This is a genomic window from Methylobacterium sp. W2, assembly GCF_020662345.1.
GTDB lineage: Bacteria > Pseudomonadota > Alphaproteobacteria > Rhizobiales > Beijerinckiaceae > Methylobacterium.
Map to the genome: position 1 here is coordinate 21,459 of NZ_VMOA01000040.1, position 23,540 is coordinate 44,998.

The 23,540-nt window shown below is 68.8% G+C and carries 22 protein-coding genes; 18 read left to right on the plus strand and 4 right to left on the minus strand.

The features are described 5' to 3' along the window. Position 1: 1 nt before the first annotated feature. The 14 genes from puhA (at position 2) to FPV16_RS19690 (ending at position 15,452) form a co-directional block, all read left to right on the plus strand. The gene (puhA, locus tag FPV16_RS19625; protein WP_018043261.1) at positions 2-775 is read left to right on the plus strand and encodes a photosynthetic reaction center subunit H; all 774 of its coding nucleotides are present in this window, start codon (positions 2-4) and stop codon (positions 773-775) included. Further along, complete coding sequence (puhB, locus tag FPV16_RS19630; RefSeq protein WP_227440050.1) at positions 772-1,458, plus strand: photosynthetic complex putative assembly protein PuhB; 687 nt, start codon at positions 772-774, stop codon at positions 1,456-1,458. The genes puhA and puhB overlap by 4 nt, the downstream gene beginning before the upstream one ends. Positions 1,459-1,476: 18 nt before the next feature. Continuing rightward, positions 1,477-1,950 carry a photosynthetic complex assembly protein PuhC gene (puhC, locus tag FPV16_RS19635; RefSeq protein WP_227440051.1) on the plus strand — a complete coding sequence of 158 codons (474 nt, stop codon included), beginning with the start codon at positions 1,477-1,479 and terminating at the stop codon, positions 1,948-1,950. Next, entirely contained in the window at positions 1,947-2,246 is a 300-nt protein-coding gene (locus tag FPV16_RS19640; RefSeq protein ID WP_227440052.1) for a hypothetical protein, read from the plus strand. The genes puhC and FPV16_RS19640 overlap by 4 nt, the downstream gene beginning before the upstream one ends. Positions 2,247-2,296: 50 nt before the next feature. Next, positions 2,297-3,334, plus strand: coding sequence for a magnesium-protoporphyrin IX monomethyl ester (oxidative) cyclase (gene acsF, locus FPV16_RS19645; protein WP_227440074.1), 1,038 nt, complete (start codon positions 2,297-2,299; stop codon positions 3,332-3,334). An 11-nt stretch (positions 3,335-3,345) separates the two neighbouring features. Beyond that, positions 3,346-4,263, plus strand: a complete 918-nt coding sequence (puhE, locus tag FPV16_RS19650; protein ID WP_227440053.1) for a putative photosynthetic complex assembly protein PuhE — start codon at positions 3,346-3,348, stop codon at positions 4,261-4,263. Positions 4,264-4,330: 67 nt separating this feature from the next. Beyond that, on the plus strand, positions 4,331-5,548 hold the full coding sequence (hemA, locus tag FPV16_RS19655; protein WP_227440054.1) for a 5-aminolevulinate synthase: 1,218 nt from the start codon (positions 4,331-4,333) through the stop codon (positions 5,546-5,548). A 218-nt stretch (positions 5,549-5,766) separates the two neighbouring features. Then, positions 5,767-6,780: a magnesium chelatase ATPase subunit I gene (bchI, locus tag FPV16_RS19660; protein WP_319802255.1), complete on the plus strand. Its 1,014-nt coding sequence runs from the start codon at positions 5,767-5,769 to the stop codon at positions 6,778-6,780. After that, positions 6,777-8,546: a magnesium chelatase subunit D gene (locus tag FPV16_RS19665; RefSeq protein WP_227440055.1), complete on the plus strand. Its 1,770-nt coding sequence runs from the start codon at positions 6,777-6,779 to the stop codon at positions 8,544-8,546. Before bchI ends, FPV16_RS19665 begins: the two co-directional genes overlap by 4 nt. Before the next feature lie 10 nt (positions 8,547-8,556). Further along, positions 8,557-9,474 (plus strand): alpha/beta fold hydrolase BchO, encoded by a 918-nt coding sequence (bchO, locus tag FPV16_RS19670; RefSeq protein WP_227440056.1) that lies wholly within the window; start codon positions 8,557-8,559, stop codon positions 9,472-9,474. Positions 9,475-10,521: 1,047 nt separating this feature from the next. Continuing rightward, entirely contained in the window at positions 10,522-12,300 is a 1,779-nt protein-coding gene (locus FPV16_RS19675; RefSeq protein ID WP_227440057.1) for an RNase H family protein, read from the plus strand. Positions 12,301-12,689: 389 nt separating this feature from the next. Then, positions 12,690-14,219 (plus strand): phytoene desaturase, encoded by a 1,530-nt coding sequence (locus FPV16_RS19680; RefSeq protein ID WP_227440058.1) that lies wholly within the window; start codon positions 12,690-12,692, stop codon positions 14,217-14,219. Then, on the plus strand, positions 14,200-15,303 hold the full coding sequence (locus FPV16_RS19685) for a phytoene/squalene synthase family protein (RefSeq protein ID WP_227440059.1): 1,104 nt from the start codon (positions 14,200-14,202) through the stop codon (positions 15,301-15,303). Before FPV16_RS19680 ends, FPV16_RS19685 begins: the two co-directional genes overlap by 20 nt. Next, positions 15,300-15,452 (plus strand): hypothetical protein, encoded by a 153-nt coding sequence (locus FPV16_RS19690; RefSeq protein ID WP_227440060.1) that lies wholly within the window; start codon positions 15,300-15,302, stop codon positions 15,450-15,452. The genes FPV16_RS19685 and FPV16_RS19690 overlap by 4 nt, the downstream gene beginning before the upstream one ends. A 201-nt stretch (positions 15,453-15,653) precedes the next feature. Here FPV16_RS19690 and FPV16_RS19695 read toward each other — a convergent pair whose 3' ends face one another. Next, complete coding sequence (locus tag FPV16_RS19695; protein ID WP_227440061.1) at positions 15,654-16,532, minus strand: SDR family oxidoreductase; 879 nt, start codon at positions 16,530-16,532, stop codon at positions 15,654-15,656. A gap of 76 nt (positions 16,533-16,608) precedes the next feature. On the opposite strand from FPV16_RS19695, the gene FPV16_RS19700 reads away from it, so the two are divergent. After that, entirely contained in the window at positions 16,609-17,049 is a 441-nt protein-coding gene (locus FPV16_RS19700) for a winged helix-turn-helix transcriptional regulator (RefSeq protein WP_227440062.1), read from the plus strand. 64 nt (positions 17,050-17,113) lie between these two features. On the opposite strand, the gene FPV16_RS19705 is transcribed toward FPV16_RS19700, so the two are convergent. Next, the gene (locus FPV16_RS19705) at positions 17,114-17,737 is read right to left on the minus strand and encodes a TetR/AcrR family transcriptional regulator (RefSeq protein WP_227440063.1); all 624 of its coding nucleotides are present in this window, start codon (positions 17,735-17,737) and stop codon (positions 17,114-17,116) included. A 71-nt stretch (positions 17,738-17,808) separates the two neighbouring features. On the opposite strand from FPV16_RS19705, the gene FPV16_RS19710 reads away from it, so the two are divergent. Next, positions 17,809-18,729 (plus strand): DMT family transporter, encoded by a 921-nt coding sequence (locus FPV16_RS19710; protein WP_227440064.1) that lies wholly within the window; start codon positions 17,809-17,811, stop codon positions 18,727-18,729. Between the two features lie 72 nt (positions 18,730-18,801). Here FPV16_RS19710 and FPV16_RS19715 read toward each other — a convergent pair whose 3' ends face one another. Both FPV16_RS19715 and crtD read right to left on the minus strand, forming a co-directional pair. Beyond that, positions 18,802-19,701, minus strand: a complete 900-nt coding sequence (locus FPV16_RS19715; protein ID WP_227440065.1) for a carotenoid 1,2-hydratase — start codon at positions 19,699-19,701, stop codon at positions 18,802-18,804. Beyond that, positions 19,659-21,209 carry a 1-hydroxycarotenoid 3,4-desaturase CrtD gene (gene crtD / locus FPV16_RS19720; protein ID WP_227440066.1) on the minus strand — a complete coding sequence of 517 codons (1,551 nt, stop codon included), beginning with the start codon at positions 21,207-21,209 and terminating at the stop codon, positions 19,659-19,661. The genes FPV16_RS19715 and crtD overlap by 43 nt, the downstream gene beginning before the upstream one ends. 86 nt (positions 21,210-21,295) lie before the next feature. Here crtD and FPV16_RS19725 point away from each other — a divergent pair, with 86 nt between their 5' ends. Together FPV16_RS19725 and FPV16_RS19730 are read left to right on the plus strand one after the other, a co-directional pair. After that, positions 21,296-22,165 carry a polyprenyl synthetase family protein gene (locus FPV16_RS19725; protein ID WP_227440067.1) on the plus strand — a complete coding sequence of 290 codons (870 nt, stop codon included), beginning with the start codon at positions 21,296-21,298 and terminating at the stop codon, positions 22,163-22,165. Positions 22,166-22,308: 143 nt separating this feature from the next. Continuing rightward, positions 22,309-23,478, plus strand: a complete 1,170-nt coding sequence (locus FPV16_RS19730; protein ID WP_227440068.1) for an acetylserotonin O-methyltransferase — start codon at positions 22,309-22,311, stop codon at positions 23,476-23,478. Positions 23,479-23,540: the final 62 nt, after the last annotated feature.

A 23,540-nucleotide genomic window follows, 5' to 3' on the forward strand; every position in this document is an offset into this window, starting at 1 on the left:
CATGCCAAGAGGTGAAATCACGGGCTATGTCGATGTCGCCCAGGTCGTGCTCTACGCGTTCTGGATCTTCTTCGCCGGCCTCGTCTTCTACCTGCGCCAGGAGGATCGGCGCGAAGGCTATCCCCTGGAAAGCGAGGCGGCCGGCCGCCTCAAGCGCCCCGACCCGATCCTGATCCCGAGCCCGAAGCAGTTCCTGCTCTCCAACGGCCTGGTGAAGACCGCCCCCCAGACCGACATGCAGCCGGCCTGGAACTACAAGGGCCACAAGCGCGAGGTCTGGCCCGGCTCGCCGCTCGAGCCGGACGGCGACGGCCTTCACGACCAGATCGGCCCCGGCTCCTATGCCGATCGCGATGATCACCACGACCGCACCTGGGACGACGAGAAACGGATCGTTCCGCTTCGGGTCGCCGAGCATTTCGTGGTCCACGAGGACGGCCCGAACCCGATCGGCATGACCGTGTTCGGCGCCGACCGGCAGGTGGCCGGCACCGTCACCGACCTCTGGATCGACCGCGGCGAATCCATGGTCCGCTACATCGAGGTCGAGCTCGGCTCCGGCGGGCGCCGGGTGCTGATGCCCAACACCTTCTGCAGGACCGGGCGGTTCTCGCGTACGGTGAAGACCGAGGCCCTGCTCGCCCACCAGTTCGCCGACATCCCCGGCCAGAAGGACCCGGATTCGGTGACCCTCTACGAGGAGGAGCGGATCATGGCCTTCTTCGGCGCCGGCACCCTCTACGCCACGGCCGAGCGCCAGGAGCCGTTCCTGTGAGCCGCGCCGCGAAATCCCCCCTCGGCGTTCCCGCCAACGCCTTCGACGCGCCGCCGGGCCTGCCCGCGCCGCTGCCACCCGGAGAGCACATCCTCTGGCAAGGCCGTCCCTGCGCCTTCGGTATCGCCGCGCGGGCGCTGCATGCCCGCCTCGTCGGCCTCTGGTTCGTCGGGCTGGCCCTCTGGGCGGCGATCCCGCCCCTCGGCGAGGGCGCCTTCGGACAGGCCGTGCTTCTCGCCGGACCGACCCTCCTCGTCGGCGCCGGCGCGGTCGCGCTCCTCGGCCTCCTCGGCTGGCTCTCGGCGCGCTCGACCACCTACACCATCACCAACCGCCGGGTGGTGATGCGCCTCGGCATCGCCCTGCCGATGACCCTCAACCTGCCGTTCGGCCTGATCGAGGGCGCGGGGTGCAAGGTCTTTACGGACGGGAGTGGTGACCTGCCTTTACGGCTGCGCCGGGGCAACCGCGTGGCCTACCTCCATCTCTGGCCGCATGCCCGTCCCTGGGCCGTCACAAACCCCGAGCCGATGATGCGATCGGTGCCGGATGCGAAGCGCGCCGCCGAAATCCTTGCCCGCGCACTGTCAAGTGCACTTGACACAACGGAGGAAACTGCGACTCCTATGGTGGTCGCGCGGCAGCGGCCCGTCCGCCCGCCGCGCCTCGCCAACGCGAGTTGAAATCAGGGAGGAGACGCGATGACGGCGAAGGCTGATGCCGCCCGGATTCCGCGACCGCTGGTCATCGGGGCGCTCGGGCTCATGGGGTTCGTGACCGTCGTGGTGGGGGTCGGCCGCAGCGAGGGGATCGGCCTCTCGCAGATGCCGCCGGCCCGGATCGTCCGCTCCTTCGATCTGAACCCGGAGGACCGCGCCGACGGCGCCATCGTCATCCGGGATGCGCGCTCCCAAGACGTCATCGCCACGATCGAACCCGGCCAGGACAATTTCGTCCGCGCCACCCTGCGCGGCTTCGGCCAGGCCCGCCTGCGCGCCGGCCTCGGCCGGGAACAGCCCTTCCGCCTGACGCGCTTGAGCGACGGCGGCCTCGAACTCTCCGACCCGTCGACCGGCCGCGCCGTCAATCTCGGCGCCTTCGGCCCGTCGAACTTCGTCGCCTTCACGAGGCTCCTCCCCGAGACCAGGCTCGCCGACAGCGGAGCCGCCCGATGATCGCGTCGTTCGGACGTCGCACCGTCGAGGTGCCCTGCACCGTCGAGATCGAGCAGACCCCCGAGACGCTCCACGCCCACGTGACCCTGGACGCCGCGTTCGAGATCGAGCCGGGCGACGAGGTCCAGGTCCACGACGCGCCGACCTCCGTTCCCTATGGCGAGCGCCTCGTGGTCCGCCGCACCGCCACGGTCACCCGTGCCGGCATCCTGGAGCGGCTCTGGACCAAGTTCGCCGGCCATTTCGAGCTCACCGAACTCTACGAAGTCAGCTTCTCAGAGAGGAGGCGCCTGTGAACGTCTCGATCCAGCACCAGGCCCCGAAGGGCATCACGCCGAAGCTGCCCATGAACGAGGGCACCAAGGCCGCCCAGGAGACGACCTTCCTCTCGCCCCGCTTCTACACTACGGATTTCGAGGAACTCGACCGCACCGATGTCGAGCCCGTGCGCCAACAATGGGACGTCCTGATCGCGGAACTGCGCGCCGACCCGAACAAGCGCCACTTCACCCGCAACGAGGAGTTCGACCTCGACATGTCCGGCCTCGATCCGGACCTGCGCAAGGAGTTCATGGATTTCCTCGTCTCGTCGATCACCGCCGAGTTCTCCGGCTGCGTGCTCTATGCGGAGATGAGGAAGCGGGCCAAGAACCCCGATATCCGCGAGCTGTTCGGCTTCATGAGCCGCGACGAGGCGCGGCACGCCGGCTTCATCAACGACGTGCTCAAGGATTTCGGCATCGGCGTCGACTTAGGGTTCCTGACCAAGTCCAAGAAATACACCTTCTTCCGGCCGAAGTTCATCTTCTACGCCACCTATCTCTCCGAGAAGATCGGCTACGCCCGCTACATCACGATCTTCAGGGAGCTGGAGCGCAACCCGGAAAGGCGGTTCCACCCGATCTTCAAGTGGTTCGAGAAGTGGTGCAACGACGAGTTCCGCCACGGCGAGGCCTTCGCTCTGCTGATGCGGGCCAACCCCAAGCTGACCACGGGCATCAACCGCTACTGGATCAAGTTCTTCCTACTTGCCGTCTTCGCCACCATGTATGTGCGCGACCATTGCCGGCCGCATTTCCACAAGGCGCTCGGGGTCGATCCGACCGATTACGATTTCAAGGTGTTCCGGATCACCTCCGACATTTCGAAACAGACCTTCCCGCTCACCCTCGATCTCGACAATCCGAAGTTCAAGGCGGCCCTCGACCGGCTCCTCGTCTGCTCCAACAAGCTCGCCGACGCCAAGGCGCAGGGCGGGATCGTGGGGAGGCTGAAACAGGGGGCCTGGATCGCGGCCTCGGCGGTGAACTTCGCCCGGCTCTACGCGCTACCCACCATCGACAACCCGATGCCCGCCGAGATCCGCCTCGAGCCGGTCTGGTAGGACGCGGGAGGATGGCCGCCCACGCCGTTCCTGCGCTCTACGCGGTGCTGATCTGGTGGTTCTCCACCGGGCTCATCATCCTGCTCGATCACCGCCCCCGCCACACCCATCCCTGGAGCATGGCGGCCGGCACCCTGGTGCTGATGGCCGCGCTCTACGCCATCGGCGCCAGCGCCGGGGACACCAGCGAGACGGGCGCCTACACGGCGTTCACGGCTTCACTCCTCGTCTGGGGCTGGCAGGAGATGAGCTATTACATGGGCTACGTCGCGGGGCCGCGCAAAACCGGATGCCCGCCGGCGACAAGGGGGTTCGCCCTGTTCCGGGCGGCGGCGGCCACGAGCCTGTGGCACGAGGCGGCGATCGTCGCCGGGATGGCCGCGATCCTCGCCCTGACCTGGGGAGAGCCCAACAAGTTCGCCCTGTGGACCTACCTGATCCTCTGGGGAATGAACCTCTCGGCGCGGCTCAACATGTTCCTCGGCGTTCGCAACCTCAACGCCGAGTTCCTGCCCGAGCGCCTCGGCTACCTCGCCTGCTTCCTCAGGAACCGGCGCATGAACGCGCTGTTCCCGTTCTCGGTGGGCATCGCCGCCCTGGTGACGATCCTGCTCGCGCGGGCCGCGATGGGGGAGGGAATCGGTGCCCACGAGGTCGCCGGCTTCACCATCGTCACCACGCTGATGGCGCTGGCGACCCTCGAACACGGCTTTCTGATGCTGCCGCTGCCTTCGGCGGCCCTGTGGGCCTGGAGCCTGCCGAAGGCTGCCCGCACCCAGAATCCTCCCGCCTATGCGGGGGAGAGTGCTGGCAGTGCAGGCGGGAGAGGGGTCGGCACAGGCTTTTCCGGAGAGCCGGTTCCCCTCTCCCGACCCTCGCTCACGCGAGGGCCACCCTCCCCCGCGGAGGGGGGAGGGAACGCTCTCTGACGCTCCGGTGAGACGAATCACGAATAGCCAACGCGAAACATCGCGATCCATAGGGAAGGGGACGGCCATGAACTATGAAGACTTCTTCGGCGATGCCTTGTCCGGTCTGCACCGCGAGGGCCGCTACCGTGTCTTCACCGATCTCGAGCGCCAGAACGGCTGCTTTCCCCACGCCACCCACCACAGCCCGGGTGGGCAGCGCCCGGTGACCGTCTGGTGCTCCAACGACTATCTCGGAATGGGCCAGAACCCGGTCGTGCTCGAGGCCATGCACGAGGCCCTTGACCGCTGCGGCGCCGGGGCCGGCGGCACCCGCAACATTTCCGGCACCAACCATTATCACGTGCTGCTGGAGCAGGAGCTGGCCGACCTCCACCGCAAGGAGGCGGCCCTGCTCTTCACCTCCGGCTACGTCTCGAACTTGGCGGCTCTGGGCACACTGGCCGGCAAGCTGCCGGGCTGCGTCGTGCTGTCCGATGCCGAGAACCACGCCTCGATGATCGAGGGCATCAAGGCGTCCCGCGCCGAGCGCCACATCTTCCGCCACAACGACCCGGAAGACCTCGACCGCAAGCTCAGGATGATCGACCCGTCGCGGCCAAAGCTCGTAGCCTTCGAGTCGGTCTATTCCATGGACGGCGACATCGCCCCCATCGCGGAGATCTGCGACGTCGCCGAAGCGCATGGCGCGCTCACCTATCTGGATGAAGTCCACGCGGTCGGCCTCTACGGCCCGCGCGGCGGCGGCATCTCCGAGCGCGAGGGCCTCGCCCACCGCCTCGACGTCATCGAGGGCACGCTCGGCAAGGCCTTCGCGGTGCATGGCGGCTACATCACCGGCTCGGCCAAGCTCTGCGATTTCGTCCGCAGCTTCGCCTCCGGCTTCATCTTCACCACCTCGCTGCCGCCCGCCGTAGCGGCGGGGGCCGCGGCGAGCATCAAGCACCTGAAGGCCAGCGGCACCGAGCGCGCGCGCCATCAGGAGCGCGTCGCCCAGGTCCGCGCCCGGCTCGACGCCGCCGGCATCCCCTATCTCCCCAACGACAGCCACATCGTGCCGGTGATGGTCGGCGACCCGGTCCTGTGCAAGGCGATCAGCGACACGCTCCTCGACGAGTTCGGCATCTACGTCCAGCCGATCAACTACCCCACCGTGCCGCGCGGGACCGAGCGCCTGCGCATCACCCCGTCGCCGCTGCATTCGGACGCCGATGTCGAGCATCTGGTCGGGGCGCTCGCCGCGATCTGGACGCGGATGGGCGTGGAGCAGGCGGCGGCGGAGTGAAGGCAAGAACCCTCCTCCCTTCGCGGGGGAGGGAGAGGCGCACACCATGTCGAGACACCGGGAGACGGCCTATGGTCCTGAATGGAACGACCCGAACGGTGTTTCCCGGATCAGCCTCCCATCCTCGCTCTCGCCCCGAGGCGCCGGAGCCCGACGCGAGCCAAGCAATCCTCCGGAAACCCCGAAGCGACCCCGAACCGTCCATCACATCCCCGCCCATCACCTTCCCGTTCTCCGCCATCGTCGGCCAGGACGAGATGCGCCGCGCCCTGATGATCGCCGCGGTGGACCCGTCCGTGGGCGGCGTCCTCGTCTTCGGTGACCGGGGCACCGGCAAGTCCACCGCGATCCGGGGCCTCGCCGCCCTGCTGCCGCCGATGAAGGCGGTGATCGGCTGCCCCTATTCCTGCGACCCCGCCAAGCCCGCCGGCGAATGCCCGCATTGCGCCACTCATGCATCATCGCGAAAGAGTCATCTCGCGCCGGTGCCGGTGGTGGACCTGCCGCTGGGCGCCACCGAGGACCGGGTGGTGGGCGCCCTCGACCTCGAACGCGCCCTGACGCGGGGCGAGAAGGCGTTCGAGCCCGGCCTTCTGGCCCGCGCCAATCGCGGCTTCCTCTATATCGACGAGGTCAACCTCCTCGACGACCACCTCGTCGATCTCCTCCTCGATGTGGCGGCCTCCGGGATCAACACCGTGGAGCGCGAGGGGTTGAGCATCCGGCACCCGGCGAAGTTCGTGCTGGTGGGCAGCGGCAACCCGGAGGAGGGGGAGCTGCGGCCCCAGCTCCTCGACCGGTTCGGCCTCGCCGTGGAGGTGACCACGCCCACGGATCTCCCCACCCGCATCGACGTGGTGCGCCGGCGCGACGCCTACGAGCGCGACCCCGCGGGGTTCTGCGCCCGCTATGCCAAGGCCGACCGGGCACTGCAGAAGCGCCTCACCGCCGCCAGGGCGCGGCTTCCCGGGCTCGACATGCCCGATGCGACCCTGGAGGCCGCGGCCCGGCTCTGCCTCGCTCTGGGCACCGACGGCCTGCGCGGCGAGCTGACCCTGATGCGCACCGCCCGGGCGCTGGCCGCCTATGAGGGGGCCGACACCGTGGGGATCGACCATCTCCGCCAGGTCGCGCCGAGTGCCCTGCGCCACCGCCTGCGCCGCAACCCGCTCGACGAATCCGGCTCCACCGCCCGGGTCGCGCGGGCCGTGGCCGAGGTCCTGGGCTCGTGAGCGAGGCTCCGGCGACCTGGACCGACGCCCTGCGCATCGCCCGGCTCATCGCCGCCGACCCGCACGGCTGCGGCGGCGTGGTGGTGCGTGCCGGGGCCGGCCCGGTGCGCGACCGCTGGCTCGATGCCGTTCGCGAAAACCTCAGCTCCGGCAAGCCGTTACGGCGGATGCCGGCGGGCATCGCCGAGGACCGGCTCGTCGGCGGGCTCGACCTCGCGGCGACGCTTTCCGCCGGGCGGCCGGTGGCCCAGGCCGGGCTGCTGGCCGAGGCCGATGGCGGTCTTCTCGTCGCCGCGATGGCCGAGCGGATGGGGCAGGGCACCGCCGGACATCTCGCCGCCGCCCTCGATACCGGGCGGCTGAGGGTGGAGCGGGACGGGCTGGCGGAGACCCGGCCGGCCCGGTTCGGGCTGATTCTCCTCGACGAGGGGATCGGCGAGGACGAGGCCGCGCCGGCCGCGCTCGCCGATCGGCTGGCCTTCCATCTCGACCTCACGAGCGTGCCGCCGAGCGCCACGCGACCGGTGCTTCGACCGCCATCGGACGGCCTTTCGCCGGAATCCGAAACGCCGTCCGATGGCGGTGCGCGGAGCGGCCACGATCCCGTCGCGGACCTCAGCGAGGTCGCGGCCCGGCTCGGCATCGCCTCGCTGCGCGCGCCGCTCCTCGCCCTTCGGGTCGCCCGCCTCCTCGCCCGCCTCGACGGCCGCGCCGAGATCGCCGAGGCGGATGCGCGGGAGGCCGCGCGCCTCGTCCTCGGCCACCGCGCCACCCGCCTCCCGGAACGCGAGCCCGCCCCCGAGGAAGAGGAGCGGGAGCGGGCGGAGGGCGCGCCGGAGACGCCGCCGCCCCCGGACGGGGCGGCCCCCGGCTCCGATCCCGAGGAGAGCACCGCGTCCACCCCCGACGACCGCATCGTCGAGGCCGCCCGCGCCGCGATTCCCGCCGGGCTCCTGGCGATGCTGATGCGGGACGGCCCGCGCCTGCGGGTGCCGAGGGCCGGCAAGGCCGGGGCGAAGGCCGTCTCCCCCCGCTCCGGCCGGCCCATGGGCGCGCGGCCGGGCGATCCCCGCCGGGGCCGGCTCGATCTCATCGCGACCTTGCGCGCCGCAGCCCCCTGGCAGGGCATCCGCCGGCGGGCGGAGGGGGGCGGCACCTGTCTCATGATCCGCCCCGACGACATCCGCATCACCCGGTTCCGGCAGCGGACCGAGACCACGACGATCTTCACCGTGGACGCCTCCGGCTCCTCCGCCCTGGAGCGGCTGGCCGAGGCCAAGGGCGCCGTCGAACTGCTTCTGGCCGAGGCCTATACGAGGCGGGACAAGGTCGCCCTCGTCGCCTTTCGGGGTGCCGGCGCGGAGCTGGTCCTCGCGCCGACGCGCTCCCTGGTGCGGTCGCGGCGCGGCCTCGCCGCCCTGCCCGGAGGCGGCGGGACGCCGCTCGCCGCCGGCATCGACGCCGCCGGAGCGGTGGCCCTCGGGGTCAGGCGCGGCGGCGGGACGCCGGTGGTGGTGATGCTCACCGATGGACGGGCCAACGTCGCCCGGTCGGGGATCGCCGGGCGGGAGCGCGCGGCTGAGGATTCGCTGAAAGCCGCGCGCCTTTTCCGCGAGGCGGACTTCCGCGCCATCCTCATCGACACGGCCCAGCGGCCGCAGGATTCGGCGCGCCGCCTCGCCGACGCCATGGGGGCGCGCTATCTGCCCCTGCCCCATGCCGATGCCGGGGTGATGAGCGCCGCGATCCGGTCGGCGACGGAATAGGGGTTCCAGCATGCGCGCGCCCGCCGAACGACCCCGCTGGGAGCGCGAGGGCGCCGACTGGCCGCACCGGGAGGCGAGCCGCTTCGTCACGGCCTCCGGCCTCAATTGGCACATCCAGGAGATGGGGGAGGAAGGGGCCCCGACCGTGCTGCTCCTCCACGGCACGGGGGCCGCCACCCATTCCTGGCGCGGGCTGATGCCGCTCCTGGCGACGCGGTTCCGAATCGTCGCCCCGGACCTGCCGGGCCACGGCTTCACCGACCCGCTCCCCGCCGCGAAACTCTCCCTGCCGGGGATGGCGAGCGCCGTGGGCGACCTCCTCGACAGCCTCGCCCTCCGCCCCACCCTGGTCGTCGGCCATTCGGCGGGGGCGGCGCTCCTGGTCCGGCTCTGCCTCGACGGGCGGATCGCCCCGGACCTCCTGGTGGCGCTCAACGGCGCGCTCACCCCGTTTCCCGGCCTCGCCTCGGTGCTGTTCCCGAGCATGGCGCGGCTGCTCTTCCTCAACCCGGTGACCCCAAAACTCTTCGCCTGGACAGCCGACCGCCCGGCGGTGGAGCGCCTGATCCGCGGCACCGGCTCCCGCCTCGACCCGCAGGGGCTCGATCTCTACCGACGCCTGTTCCGCACACCCGGCCATGTGGCCGGGGCGCTCGGCATGATGGCGAACTGGGACCTCGCCACCCTCGACCGCGCCATCGACCGCCTCGCCACCCCGACGCTCCTCGTGGTCGGCAGCGAGGACAAGGCCATCTCCCCCGACACCGCCTTCGCCCTGCGCCAACGCCTGACCCACGCCCGCGTCGAGCTGCTGCGCGGCCTCGGCCACCTCGCGCATGAGGAGGCGCCGAAGAAGGTTTCGGAGGTGATTTTTGCGGCGATGGATTTGGCGGTGGGGGAGGCGGTCGGGGCTATTGTGTTGCAGTGATGAGGGGGCCGTGGAGTCTCATTCTGCCAACGAGGCCTAGCGGCACTGCGCCGTGAGTGGAAGTTGGCTTCAGTCCCAGGAGCGGGCATTCTGCTATCTCCCTAGCACAGCCATACGAGCAGATTTATTAGCTGCAGCAAAGCGATGTGACGGGCATAGCTGCTTGGTCGGCCGCACTACGAAGCGGCTCCCCCGGTCGGAGGCATCGGTCGAGGTGGTGGATGGCCTATGCTCCCGCTTCTAAAGAGGCGACCTCTTATGCCATTCCATCGAACGTGAAAGCCGGACTCGTTTGTGAATTCCGCCACGACGGTTTTCCAAGCGGACCACTTCAATGGGGAATCGTCTCCTCCCCTTCGCATCTTGGCGAACCGTCTGCGTAACTTTTTACGGCGATATCACCGCGCGAACCGCTTGTATTCAACGAGCCACGGCATAGTTTGAATTAGCGTTTTGGTTGGTGGCGGTCGCCGGGTTCACATTGAGCGCCGGAGTGATGTTGTCAGCCGGGCTTGCGCTTGGGGTCAAAGCCAGGAGCAGCCTATGGGGTGCCGAGGTCGGCGGTCTTCGGATTGCAGGCCGAGGTCCTGTTGAGCGTCGGACGGGCTTTACCTCTGTAACGACCATAGCCCTTGATCTCGATATCGAGATGAAGTTTCGGGTGGTCACAAAGGACTATTTACGGCTCCGTCCGGGAGGTGTGCGGCCGAACCGCTTGCATCCCGGCCAAAAAGGCTAAGCTCCACTAGGAGAAGGATGTGACGACGATGCCCGCATGCAAAAACATGCCAGCCGATCTGGCCGGCGAAACTTAGCCGTGGCACGTGCGTCGGCAGCGTTTTGGTTGGTGGCGGTCGCCGGGTTCACATTGAGCGCCGGAGTGATGTTGTCAGCCGGGCTTGCGCTTGGGGTCAAAGCCAGGAGCAGCCTATGGGGTGCCGAGGTCGGCGGTCTTCGGATTGCAGGCCGAGGTCCTGTTGAGCGTCGAGCCTACAGAGGTAGGGCGAAGGCAACCGAAGTCGTCCACCAAGACAGAGCTTATTCATCTTGGGAAAGCATCTCGACGAAACAACTACTCTGAAAAATCTGCAGGCGGCATGGCATAAAATTCGGTCGAATGGGCGCCTGTCGTCTGCAGAAGAGACGCGAGCAGCAATCGATAGTTTCGGGCAGAATGCCGACCAAAAGCTAAGACAGATCCAGAAGTTAATTCGGCAAGGAAAATTTCAGTTCACGCCTCAAAAGGGTGTTCTTGTCAAAAAATCGAGCGGCGGACACCGAGGCATCGTCATGGCCTCCGTGGAAAATCGTGTCGTCGAACGCGCGTTGCTCAATCACCTTCAAGGAAAATCGCCCCTCGTACAGCGAGTGATCAACGAGCCTACGAGCGTAGGCGGAGTCCCCGAACGCAGTGTTCCGCACGGCCTAAAGTTGATCCGTGATGCGATCTTGGAAGGTAAGAGGCACTTCGTTCGATCAGACATCTCAGGTTTCTTCGATCACATCCCGCGCAGTCAAGTTATCGAGAGAATTGCTGCCGATATAGAAGAACCGGAATTCATTCGGGTCCTTACTGAAGCAACCGCAGTCGTTCTCTCGAATGAGGCTACACTTGGCGAGGATCGACGCGTCTTTCCAACGGATAATGAGGGAGTGGCGCAAGGTTCGCCGCTCTCACCGCTATTTGGCAATATTCTGCTGAACGATTTTGATCAAGAATTCAACACAAGAGGCATACGCTGCATTCGCTTCATCGATGATTTTGTATTGCTAGCCGACTCCAACAGTCAGGCGGCGAAGTCTTACGATAGTGCCAGGAGGGCGCTTGAACGTCTAAACTTGAAAAGTCACGATCCCTTTAATGGAAAAACACCGAGGGATAAGGCGGCGTACGGCCATGTCGATAAGGGGTTCGTATTCCTGGGATACGACATATTCCCGGCTCTATTGCAACCGTCTGCCAAGGCAAGGCAGAAGCTAGAAAGTGTTGTCGCAGACCACCTCAGATCAGGGCGAGATGATATTATTGAAGTAAAAAGACAGGGACATAGCTTTGCTGCAAGAAAGAAATACGTTCAAACACAGGCGACTATTGATCGCGTTATACGTGGATGGGGTGAGGCCTTCTCGTATAGTACTGCAAAGCAAACAACGATTGATCTTGATCTAGCAATCGAGAGCAGGCTCGTTGATTTCCGGGAATGGTTTGCTAGGCAGCTCCGAGGAACCGATTGGAAGACGAAGCGCCGGCTCGGCGGGATTTGTCTTCTGGAAGACGTAAGAGAGAAATCTCTCGACGACCTTCCCGTGAAACTTGCAGCTCTTCCTCGAACGAGAATGGGCGCCAAGGCGCTCACGATATCGACGGATGGCGCGATCCAGGGACAGGGCCGCCGGAAGGGGAAAGATCAAGGCGCGGGGGGCTGGGCGTTCGTCGTTCATTCGCCCGATGTCGAGCGATCCGGCTACATGGCGGGCGAAACAAACAACAGAATGGAACTGCGCGCGGTGATAGAGGCGCTAAAATACGCCGGGGGCGGCTCGTCCGTCATCATCCGCACCGACTCGCAATATATCACGAATACGGTGAACCGGGGTGCTATCGTCGCAGCGAACCGTGATCTTTGGGATGAGTTCGCCGCAGTCAGCGCAAACATCAAGCTTCGGGTTGTTTGGGTGAAGGGCCATAGTGGCGGCGACCCTTTCAACGACAGGGCGGACAAGCTCGCAGTTCAGGCCGCGAAATCCGGGGGCACGACGAAGTCGGCGTTGGCGAAGGCGCTTCAGCCGCCCGTCGCGGCAGCGGATGCCGGCGAAGCCAAATGACTGTGCAAACCAGCCTTACCGGCGCCGGCAGAGCATGAGTACGTCAGCTTTGAGGTAGGGTCGTCGACGGTTGCGGCTGTAATGGTCGCGCTCGGATGGGCGGCGAGCCCGTCCCGTACCGAAGCCAAGGAGCAGCCCGACAACAGGCTGGTTGAACCGCCAACAAGCCGACGTTCCGAAGTTCCCAGAAGGGTCAGTATGTGCCCTTAGCCGGAACTCACATTTGGCTCGCTATTGGGCGGTGTTTGCGGCGTGTATATCCGATTCAAACGGAAACCGGTTAGTTGTCGCGAGCGAAGCTCTAACCTTGGAAGCGCCTGAAACCTGGCTCGCATCGCCACCCGCAAATCAGCGCTTGCCTCCCTAATTTCCCCTGATAGTGTCACCCTATGTTGACACTCAGCGATGTGCCGACCTCCTCGTCCCGGCCGGCCAGTCGCCCCCATGCGGTGGTGATCGGCAGTGGCTTCGGGGGGCTGGCCGCCGCGATCCGGCTCGGGGCGCGGGGCTACCGGGTCACGGTGCTGGAGCGGCTCGACCAGCCCGGCGGGCGGGCGCGGGTGCATCGGCAGGATGGCTTCACCTTCGATGCCGGGCCGACCATCGTCACCGCGCCGTTCCTGTTCGAGGAACTCTGGACCCTGTGCGGGCGGCGCATGGAGGACGACGTCGTGCTCGCGCCGATGCTGCCGTTCTACCGCATCCGCTTCGAGGACGGCGCGACCTTCGATTACAGCGGCGATCTCGCCGCCATGCGCGACGAGGTGGCGCGGTTCTCGCCCGGGGATGTCGCCGGCTACGAGCGCTTCATGGAGCGCTCGCGGGCGATCTGCGAGGTCGGGTTCGAGCGGCTCGGCCACGTGCCCTTCGGCTCGGTGGCCGACATGCTGCGGATCATGCCCGATCTGGTGCGTCTCGGCGGGCATCGCAGCGTCTACGACGTGGTGGCGAGCCATATCCGCGACGAGCGCCTGCGGACGATCTTCAGCTTCCATCCGCTCCTCATCGGCGGCAGCCCGTTCCGGGCGAGCGCGATCTACTGCCTCATCGCCCATCTCGAACGGCGCTGGGGCGTGCATTTCGCGCTCGGCGGCACCGGCCGCCTGGTGGACGGGCTCGCCGGGCTGATCCGGGGGCAGGGCGGGTCGCTCCGCTGCGGCGCGGAGGTCTCGCGCATCCTCGTGGAGGACGGGGCCGCCACCGGCGTCGCCCTCGCCTCGGGCGAGCGCATCGCCGCCGACATCGTCGTCTCCAACGCCGATTCCGCCTTCACCCACCGCACCCTCCTGCCCGACGGGGTGCGGCGGCGCTGGACCGACCGCCGCCTCGACCGGTCGCATTCCTCCATGGGCCTGTTCGTCTGGTATTTCGGCACGAACCGGACCTTTCCGGACATCGCCCACCACACCATCCTGATGGGGCCGCGCTATCGCGGGCTCATCGACGACATCTTCCGGCGCAAGGTGCTGTCGAAGGATTTCAGCCTCTACCTGCATCGCCCCACCGCCACCGATCCGCTGCTGGCGCCGCCGGGCTGCGATGCGTTCTACGTGCTCTCCCCGGTGCCCAACCTCGCCGGCGGCCAGGATTGGACGGCGGAGGCGGAGCCCTATCGCCGCGCCATCGCGCAGCATCTCGAGGCCACCGTGATGCCGGGCCTGTCGGAGAGCATCGTCACCTCGAAGGTGACGCATCCGGGGGATTTCGCGGCCGATTTCCTGAGCTTTCGCGGCTCGGGCTTCGGCCTCGAACCGGTGCTGACGCAATCGGCCTGGTTCCGGCCGCACAACGCCTCCGAGGACGTGGCGCGGCTCTTCCTCGTGGGGGCCGGCACCCATCCCGGCGCCGGCCTGCCCGGCGTCCTCTCCTCCGCCCGAATTCTCGATACCGTGGTGCCGGATGCGCGCGTCTTCGCTTGAACTTTCTCGGTTGGAACTTGCCCGGCCGCCCCTCTGGGCGATCCCCCATGCGGATGCGGCCGACCACGCCGCCTGCCGGGCGGCGATCCGCACCGGGTCGCGCAGCTTCTTTGCCGCCTCCGCCCTGCTGCCGCCCTCCATCCGCCGGCCGGCCTACGGGCTCTACGCCTTCTGCCGCCTCTCCGACGACGCGGTGGACGACGTCGCCGAGAGCGGGCGCCGGCCCGCCGTGGCGCGGCTGCGGCTGCGCCTCGCCCGCGCCTATGACGGACAGCCCTGCGACGCCCCAGCGGACCGGGCGCTCGCCGACATCGTCGCCGATCACGCCATCCCCCAGGCGCTGCCCGCGGCTTTGATCGAGGGCCTCGCCTGGGACGCGGCCGGGCAGCGCTACGAGACGCTTGCCGACCTCACCGCCTACGCGGCGCGGGTCGCCGCCTCGGTGGGGGCGATGATGACCCTGGTCATGGGCGTGCGCGATCCCGACGTGCTCGCCCGCGCCTGCGACCTCGGCATCGCCATGCAGTTCACCAACATCGCCCGCGATGTCGGCGAGGATGCGCGGGCCGGTCGGCTCTACCTGCCGCGCGCCTGGCTGAGGGAGGCCGGGATCGACCCGGACGGGTTCCTGCGCGCGCCCACCTTCACCCCCGCCCTCGGCGGCGTCGTGGCGCGCCTGCTGGCGGCGGCGGACCTCCTCTATGCGCGCTCGGAATCCGGCATCGCCGGACTGCCCCCCGCCTGCCGCCCGGCGATCCGCGCGGCGCGGCTGATCTATGCCGAGATCGGCCGCGCGGTGGAGCGGGCCGGCTACGATTCGGTCTCGCGCCGCGCCCGCGTGGACGGGCGCCGGAAGCTCGCGCTCCTCGCCCGCGCGCTGGTCTCGACGGACAACACGGCGGCCCTGCGCGAAAAACCCCTGCCGGAGATCCTGTTCCTGATCGAGGCGGTGGCCGCCCGGCCGTCGAGGGCCCCCCGGACCCCGCCCTGGTGGAACGTGCCGGCGCAGGTGGCGCAGGTGCTCGACCTGGTGGAGACCCTGCGCGAGCGCGAAGCGCTCGGCCGCGCGCCGGCCCCCTCGTGAGCGACCGGCTCTTTGCCGCCTTCGACATCGGCCTCGTCTTCGCCCTGGCGCTGGGGCTCGCCCTCTGGCAGCTGATCGTCGTCCGGCGCAGCATCGCTAAGGACCGGAACGATGCCGCCCGCCGCCCGCCGGACGATCCCACCGGGTGAAGGCCGTCCCTCTACCCAAAAGAGTTCGACATGAGACGCGACAGGCTCCCTCTCCTGGAAGGAGAGGGTGGGGGTGAGGTGTGTGGACTCTCCGAAGAAGTCGCACACCTCACCCTGTCCCTCTCCTTGCAGGAGAGGGGACCCGCGCTTGCCCGAGACTGCGCGGATCATCCGCAGCTGCTCTGACCCGATACGCCAGCCTCACCCGAGCGCGGCGGCGATGCTGGCCGAGAGCGGCGTCGTCGGGCGGCCGATGAGCGTCGAGAGCTGGCGGCCCTCGTCGAACAGGGCGCCGTGCGCGGCGTCCACGTCCCATGCGGCGAGCCCCTCGGAGAGGGCCTCCGGCAGGCCGAATCCCTTGAGCAGGGCCGCGTACTCCGCCTGCGGCAGGTCCCTGTAGGGGATATCCCGGCCGGTCTGCCGGGAGAGTTCGGCGGCGAAGTCGGCGAGAGTGTAGGCCTCGTCGCCCGCCAGTTCGTAGGTCCGCCCCTCATGGCCGTCGCCGGAGAGCACGAGGGCGGCGGCGGCGGCGTAATCGGCCCGCGCGGCCAAGGCGATCCGGCCCGCCCCGGCGCTGCCGAGGAACGCGCCGCCGGCCAGGGCGCCGGGAATCGAGGCGGTGTAGTTCTCGGTGTACCAGCCGTTCCTCAGGATCGTCGCCGGCAGGTTTGAGCCCGCGATGGCCGCCTCGGTGGCGCGGTGCTCCTCGGCGAGGCTGATCGGCGAGGTGTCGGCATGCAGGAGGCTGGTATAGACGAGCCGCCCCACCCCGGCCGCTGTCGCCGCCGCGATGACGTTCCGGTGCTGGGCAACGCGCTGGCCGACTTCGCTCGAGGAGATCAGCAGCAGGCGGTCGATGCCCCGGAAGGCCTCGGCCAGGGTCTCGGGCCGCGCGTAATCGGCCACCCGCATTGCGACGCCCCGGTCTCGAAGGCTCTCGGCGGCCTCGCTCTCCAGGGATCGCACACCGGCGACGACGGCGCCGGCCGGCACCCGTTCCAGCAAAGCCGCGATGACGAGGCGCCCCAAGTGACCGGAGGCCCCGGTGACGAAGATCGTCGGATGAGCAGAATCGGACATGGCGGGCTTCCCTGTGGTTCAGTTTCGATACAAGGGAACTAAGTGAGACCGCATCGGCTGTGAAGGAGGCAGGATTTTGGGACAAGGTGACGCCGAGGGAACCGCCCCCGCACCGGCTCAGGCCGAATTGGCGCGGACCTTCGCGGGCTGGCAAACCCAGTCGTTCGAGGCCGGCCGCTGTCCCGTCCGCAACGTGCTGGACCGGACCGGCGACAAATGGTCGATCCTGATCCTCACCGCGCTCGCCGGCGGCCCGCACCGGTTCAGCGCGATCCTCCGCCTGATCCCCGACCTCTCGAAACGCATGCTGACCCAGACCCTGCGCGACCTCGAACGCGACGGCTACATCGCCCGCACGGTCTACCCGACCAAGCCGCCCAGCGTGGAGTATCGCCTGACGGAGCTCGGCGGCACGCTGATGGAACCCCTGGCGGTGCTCATCCGCTGGGCGGAGCGGAGCCATGCGGAGATCGAGGCGGCGCGGGTGCGGTTCGATGGGGGAGGGGTGAGCCGGTAGAGGACATCTCAGACCCGAGATCCGACGCGAACGTCCGCGATGGGAAAAACCGAACGATCCGACGTTACCGGCGTGAAGGAATGACGGCCCTCTCTCGTTCGAGGGCGTCGAGAATGACGCGCAATCCGGCAAGAGCGGCTTCAGCGGCAGGCGGACTGAGCTGAGCGTTCACCGCCGCTCCGTCGAGGGCGAGGGTGGCTGCCCAGGCGGTTTCGGCGCGGGCGTCGGTCGCCGGCAGGAGCGCCGCGATGGCATCGCGCACCTCCTGCTTGTGCCGAGTCGCGATGCCGGTGATTCCGGGCACGCTTTGTCCGGCCTCCGCGACGGTGTTGGCGAAGGCGCAGCCTCGAAAGTCGGCTGTGGCGAACCAAGCCCGCGCCGCGTCGAGCAGGGGTGCCAAGGGAGCGTTTTGACGCTCGTCTTCGCTCTGGTCCGCTCGTGCAGCGACCAAGGCCTCCCGGAACCATGCCGTCCAGGCCGCGTGCCGATGCTCCAGATAGGCGAGGACCAGGTCGTCCTTCGACGGGAAGTGCCGATAGAAGGTCACCTTCGTCACGCTCGCCTCGGCGATGATGCGGTCGACGCCAGTGCCGCGGACACCGTTTTGATAGAACAAGGCCTGTGCCTTGTTCAGGATTCGGTCGCGGGCGGAGGGGAGCGAAGACGAGGAAGGTCGTGGAATGCGCATGGTTGTTATCTTGTAGACAGGTCGTCCCACATCGACCAATGTAGACAGGTCATTCTACCAAGGTCGTTGTCATGACAGCATCGCCAACCGGCCTCCTCGCCGAGCGCCCCGCTTCCGCATCGGCCCTGTCCACCATCGGTCTCTTTGCTTTCGTGGTCGTGGCTTGGAGCCTCAACTGGGTCGTCATGAAACTGGCCGTGCAGGAGGTCACGCCACTCTGGGCGGTCGCCATCCGTACCGCCCTGGCTGCATTGGTTCTGTTCCCGGCGTTGTTCGCGACCCGACAACTCGCCCTACCGCCGCGTGCCGACATACCGGTCGTCCTCGTGATCGCCCTCTTCCACATGGTCGCCTTTGCCGCCCTCATGACGGCAGGTTTAATCTTCGTTCCGGCCAGCCGCGCCATCGTGCTGGGTTACACCACCCCCCTCTGGGTAGCGCCCGCCGCTTTCCTCTTCCTCGGTGAGCGCGTGTCCGCACGACAGGCCATCGGCATCGCGATCGGCATGGCCGGCCTGCTGCTGCTTTTCAGGCCGGGCAGCCTGGACGGGAGCAATAAGACCGCGCTCGTCGGCAATGGGTTGGTGATCCTGGCAGCCCTCTGCTGGTCGGTCAGCATCGTCTACACGCGCGCCCATTCCTGGACGGCAACGCCGCTCCAGCTCATGCCCTGGCAGTGCCTGCTTGCAACCATCGTCCTCCTGGTTCTGGCCCTCCTCGTGGAGGGGGCGCCGCCAATCCGAGTGGGCACACCCGCTTTGGTGGCGCTCGTCTACAATGGCGTGATCGGCACCGCGCTGGGCTTCTGGGCGATGACGGTGTTGAACCGCCGCGTACCGGCGACCACCGCCTCACTCGGCGTCCTCGCCACTCCCGTGCTGGGGATCGGTCTCTCGGCGGTGATCCTCGGTGAAGGGCTGGACCCGCTGCTCGTCCTCTCGGCGCTCACCATCCTTTTCGGGGTCGCTGTTGGCGTCAAAGGACGGGCGTGAGCGGACAGTTGCTAAGCTCGGTAATTGGACGCGACCGATGGGTGTCAGGCCATCGAAGTGCACCGCCCCCCATCACCCCACCCGCCGCGGCATCCGGAACGGCAGCATGAACTGCACCAGCGGGTTGGCGAAGCGGGTGAGGGACAGGCTCTCGTGCACCGGGCGCACGGGCTCGCCGTCGAGGGTCGAGGCGAGGAGCGAGCGGGCATAGAACGGCGTGTCCTCGAAGGTGCGGACGACGCTGGAGGCTCCGTCGTCGCTGCGGGTGGCGCGGGGCATGCGCCAGAACCGCGTCGGCGGCAAAGCGGCGGGGAGCGGCGGGCGGAGGTCGCGGCGGGTGCCGTCGGCGGCAAAGCGCAGGGACAGGTTCTGGAGGCTGCCGTCGCGGCGGCGCACGTCGTAGAGGATCGCCGATCCGTGCTTGAGGTCGGCCCGGCACCAGGTCCAGTCGCTAAAGCTCCGGCCGAGGGCGGTGTCGCCGTGGTTGGTGTCGAAATAGGCGGTGCCGCGCCAGGACAGGCTCGGGGCGTCGAGGGTCACCTCCACGGGGGAGGAGGGCGCCATCGGCCACCAGCGGTGCTGGCTTGTCGCGTCGAGGGTGAAGGTCTCGCGCGTGAAGCCGTTGGGGCGCAGGCGGATCGTGCCGCGCACCCGCGAGGGGATCGGCGCCGTCACCTCGTCGAGGGTGATGGTGAGGGTGGTGCCGTCCCAGGCGAGGCCGCTCGGTCCGATCCGGATCTGCGACGCGTCCCGCCTGAGGGAGTCCCGGCCGCGCTCGGTCATGCAGAAGCGGTTGGCGCGCTCGCCGTAGAGCACGACGTTCATGGCGCAGTGGTTGAACGGGTCGCGGCTGAGGTCCAGGGCGTAATAGGGCGAGAACACGCTGCCGATGAAGGCGATGATGGTGAGCCCCTGGCGTCCGTCCTCGCTCAGGGCGTCGACATACCACCAGACGTAACCGTCTTTTCCCACCGGCGTGTCGAAGCGCGGCCCTTCGCGGCGAGATCGGCCAGCAGGCTGTCCGCCGCGATCCGCCCCGATTGCGCCGCCATCGGCACCCCCGGCCCCGGATGGACGCTGCCCCCCGCCAGATAGAGCCCCGGCAGCGCCGTCCTGGCGCCCGGCCGCTTGAACGAGGCCATCCAGCCGTGCGAGGCCCGGCCGTAGAGGGCGCCCCCCGTCGCCGGAAACAGCCGCTCGAACCCCGCCGGATCGGTGGTCACCGTGCCCAGCGTCGCCTCGATCGTCAGCCCGCATTCCGTCAGCTTGCGACGCAGGTTGGTCTCGCATGTGGCGATCTCCGTGGGGGCGAGGGGGCGTTCGAGGCCGAGGGCCGGGGCGTTGACGAGGCAGAGCAGGCGCTCCGGCGCAGCGAGGTCCGAATCGTCGTCGGCGCGGTCCTGCGCGCAGACATAGACCGTGGGGTCGTCCGGCAGCCGGCCGGCGCGGAGCGCGGCGAATTCGTTCCCGTAATCGCGAGAGAAGAACACGTTGTGCCGCACCAGTGGGAAGCCCGAGGTGCGGGCTCTGGCGCAGAGCGTCACCGCCGAGAGGGAGCTGGCATTCGGCGGCACCGCCTCCACGGCCCGCGCCGCGCGCGATCCGAACAGGCCTGCGCCCAAAGCCGCCGCATCGGCATTGGCCACCACGAGATCGGCCGCGATCCGCTCGCCATCGGCGAGGTCGACGCCGACGATGCCGCGTCCGGTCTCCACCGCGAGGGCGGCCACCTGCGCCCCGTAACGGATGCGGGCGCCGTTCTCCTGCGCCAGCTCGGCGATGATGGCGGCGAGGCGGCTGAGACCGCCCTCCACGTGCCAGACACCCTGGCTCTCCACATGCGCCACCAGCATCAGCGTCGCCGGGGCCTCGAAGGGCGAGGAGCCGCAATAGGTGGCGTAGCGCCCGAACAGCTGGCGCAGGCGGGGATCGTGAAAGTACTCGCCGAGCGCCCCCCACAGGGTGGTGAAGGGCTGGATGCGCAGCAGCCCGCCGAGGCCCGACAGGCCGACGCGGCGGCCGAGATCGATGGGGCTCGGCCGCTCGCCCCGGATGAACGGCCCTTCCAGGGTGCCGTAGACCTCCGCCGCGCGGGCGCGGAAGCGGCGATAGCCGTCCTCCTCGCGGGGCCCGGCAAAGGCGCGGATCGCCGCCGCCGAGGCCTCGGGATCGGCGAACAGGTCGAGGCGCTGGTCCGCCCCCCAGGCATGGCGGGCGAGGATGGAGGCCGGCTTCAGCGCCACGCGGTCCGACAGGTCGGCACCGCATTCCGAAAAGATCTCCTCGAAGACCCAGCGCATGGTGAAGACGGTGGGGCCGGCCTCCACCCGCGCCCCGTCCGCCGGAACGCTGCGCATCTTGCCGCCGGGCGTCGAGGCCCGCTCGAGCACGGTGACGTCGAGCCCCGCATGGGCGAGGCGCAGGGCCGCCACCAGCCCGCCGATCCCCGCCCCGATCACCGCAATCCGCTGCGCCGCCACTGTGTCACCTGTTTCTGCCTTGACGAGTGTCAATATTATCTGACACTTTGCAATGGCAATATCAAAAGACACGAGGGAGTGGCGCCATGGATGCCAACCGCCGGATCGAGCAGGCTCTCGACGCTGCCGTCGCCCATGCGGAGGCGCCCGGCGCGCCGCCGCTCCTGGCGGAAGCCATCCGCTACGCGGTCTTTCCCGGCGGCCACCGCATCCGGCCGCGCCTGTGCCTTTCGGTGGCGAGGGCCTGCGGCGACGACGACCCGGCGGCCTCCGACGCGGCGGCGGCGGCGATCGAACTTCTGCACTGCGCCTCCCTGGTCCATGACGACCTGCCCTGTTTCGACGACGCGCCGATGCGGCGGCAGAAACCCTCGGTCCATGCCGCGTTCGGCGAACCCCTGGCGGTGCTCACCGGGGACGCGCTCATCGTCTCGGCCTTCGAGACCCTGGCGCGGGGCGCGGCGCGCTCGCCGGGCCGGCTCGCCGCCCTGGTCGGGCTCGTCGCCCGCGCGGCCGGCTCGCCCAACGGCATCGCCGCCGGGCAGGCCTGGGAATCGGAGCGCCATGTCGGGCTCACCGAGTATCAGCAGGCCAAGACCGGCGCCCTGTTCGCCGCGGCCACCGTCACCGGGGCGGCGGCGGCGGGCGCCCAGGCCCTGCCGTGGCGGCTCCTCGGGGAATGCCTCGGCGAGGCCTATCAGGTCGCCGACGACCTGCGCGACGTCGCCTGCCGCCAGGAGGAGGTCGGCAAGCCGGTGGGCCGCGACGCCACGTTGGGCCGGCCCAACGCCGCCGCCCTGCTCGGCATGGCCGGGGCGCTCTCCCGGCTCAAGCATCTCGTGCGCGAGGCCGTGGAGGTGATCCCGGCCTGCCCCGGCGCCGACGAGCTCCGCGCCGAGATCGAGGCGCAGACGCGCCTGTTCCTGCCGGCGAGCCTCGCACGGGAATTGGTGTGAGGGGAGGGCGTTGTCCCCTCCACCCTGCGGCTACGATAGCCCCACATCTCGCGGGCAGCGCGGGTCCCCTCTCCTGGAAGGAGAGGGAGCTCGTCGCGCCTCATGTCGAACCCTCTCGGATAAACCGAACAGCCGTCGAGCAGATGGGTGAATTCAGGAGCGACGGGGGAGGGAAGCGCGCCCTCTTCTGGCGCGAGCGCTGGCTCGGCTTTCGCAACCGCACCATCGCCAATCCGGCCTTCCAGCGCTGGGCCGCCGCATTTCCCCTGACGCGGGGGATCGCGCGACGGAACACCCGCGCGCTGTTCGATCTCTGCGCCGGCTTCGTCTATTCGCAGACCCTGTTCGCCTGCATCAGGCTCGACCTGTTCGCGATCCTCGCCCCCGGCCCGCTCGGGCTCGAGGCCCTGGCCGCGCGGACCTGCCTGAGGCCGGAGCGGGCCCTGCGCCTGCTGGAGGCGGCCGCCTCGCTGAACCTTCTGCGGCGCCTGCCCGACGGGCGCTTCGCCCTGGCCGATCTCGGCGCGGCGCTGATCGGCAATCCGTCCGTCGCCGCGATGATCGAGCACCATGCGCTCCTCTACGAGGATCTGCGCGACCCGGTGGCGCTCCTACGCGGGGAGGGCGGCTCGAGCCGGCTCGCCGCCTACTGGCCCTATGCCGGACCGGCCGGCGACGCGGCGATCCCGGCCGAGGCGGTGGCGGATTACTCGGCCCTGATGGCCGCCTCCCAATCCCTCATCGCCGAGGACATCCTCGACGCCTATCCGATGCACCGGCACCGCCTCCTCATGGATGTGGGCGGGGGCGAGGGGGCCTTCCTGCGCGCGGTCATGCGGGCGACGCCCGGTCTCGCCGTCCGGCTGTTCGACCTGCCGGCGGTGGCCGCCCGCGCCACGGAGCGTTTCGCGGCCGAGGGCCTGTCCCACCGCGCGGACGCCTGCGGCGGCAACTTCCGCACCGCGCCCCTGCCGACGGGCGCCGACGTCCTCTCCCTGGTCCGGGTCGTCCACGACCATGACGACGACACCGTCCGCCTCATCCTGCGCGCCGCCCACGACGCGCTCGGCGATGGCGGCACCCTTCTGCTGGCCGAGCCGATGGCGGGAACGGCGGGGGCCGAGCCGGTCACCGACGCGTATTTCGGCTTCTACCTGCTGGCGATGGGAAGCGGCCGCTGCCGCCGCCCGGCCGAACTCACCGCGCTCCTCCAGGAGGCGGGCTTCCGCGACTGCCGCGAGATCCCGACCCGGCGCCCGCTGCTGACCCGGCTGCTGGTGTGCCGACGAATTGACACGCTGCAGCGTAAGTAAGGCTTGACGAATAAAAGTGTCAATCTAGGATGACACATCGAACACGCGCCGAACCCGCCGCC

Bases quoted from the DNA above. Each gene is read 5' to 3' on its own strand.
- FPV16_RS19640 (WP_227440052.1), top strand. From the start codon at position 1,947: ATGATCGCGTCGTTCGGACGTCGCACCGTCGAGGTGCCCTGCACCGTC.
- hemA (WP_227440054.1), top strand. From the start codon at position 4,331: ATGAACTATGAAGACTTCTTCGGCGATGCCTTGTCCGGTCTGCACCGC.
- puhA (WP_018043261.1), top strand. From the start codon at position 2: ATGCCAAGAGGTGAAATCACGGGCTATGTCGATGTCGCCCAGGTCGTG.
- FPV16_RS19730 (WP_227440068.1), top strand. From the start codon at position 22,309: ATGGGTGAATTCAGGAGCGACGGGGGAGGGAAGCGCGCCCTCTTCTGG.
- puhE (WP_227440053.1), top strand. From the start codon at position 3,346: ATGGCCGCCCACGCCGTTCCTGCGCTCTACGCGGTGCTGATCTGGTGG.
- FPV16_RS19680 (WP_227440058.1), top strand. From the start codon at position 12,690: ATGTTGACACTCAGCGATGTGCCGACCTCCTCGTCCCGGCCGGCCAGT.
- FPV16_RS19710 (WP_227440064.1), top strand. From the start codon at position 17,809: ATGACAGCATCGCCAACCGGCCTCCTCGCCGAGCGCCCCGCTTCCGCA.
- FPV16_RS19695 (WP_227440061.1), bottom strand. From the start codon at position 16,532: ATGTCCGATTCTGCTCATCCGACGATCTTCGTCACCGGGGCCTCCGGT.
- FPV16_RS19705 (WP_227440063.1), bottom strand. From the start codon at position 17,737: ATGCGCATTCCACGACCTTCCTCGTCTTCGCTCCCCTCCGCCCGCGAC.
- puhC (WP_227440051.1), top strand. From the start codon at position 1,477: ATGACGGCGAAGGCTGATGCCGCCCGGATTCCGCGACCGCTGGTCATC.
- FPV16_RS19685 (WP_227440059.1), top strand. From the start codon at position 14,200: ATGCGCGCGTCTTCGCTTGAACTTTCTCGGTTGGAACTTGCCCGGCCG.
- bchO (WP_227440056.1), top strand. From the start codon at position 8,557: ATGCGCGCGCCCGCCGAACGACCCCGCTGGGAGCGCGAGGGCGCCGAC.
- acsF (WP_227440074.1), top strand. From the start codon at position 2,297: ATGAACGAGGGCACCAAGGCCGCCCAGGAGACGACCTTCCTCTCGCCC.
- FPV16_RS19725 (WP_227440067.1), top strand. From the start codon at position 21,296: ATGGATGCCAACCGCCGGATCGAGCAGGCTCTCGACGCTGCCGTCGCC.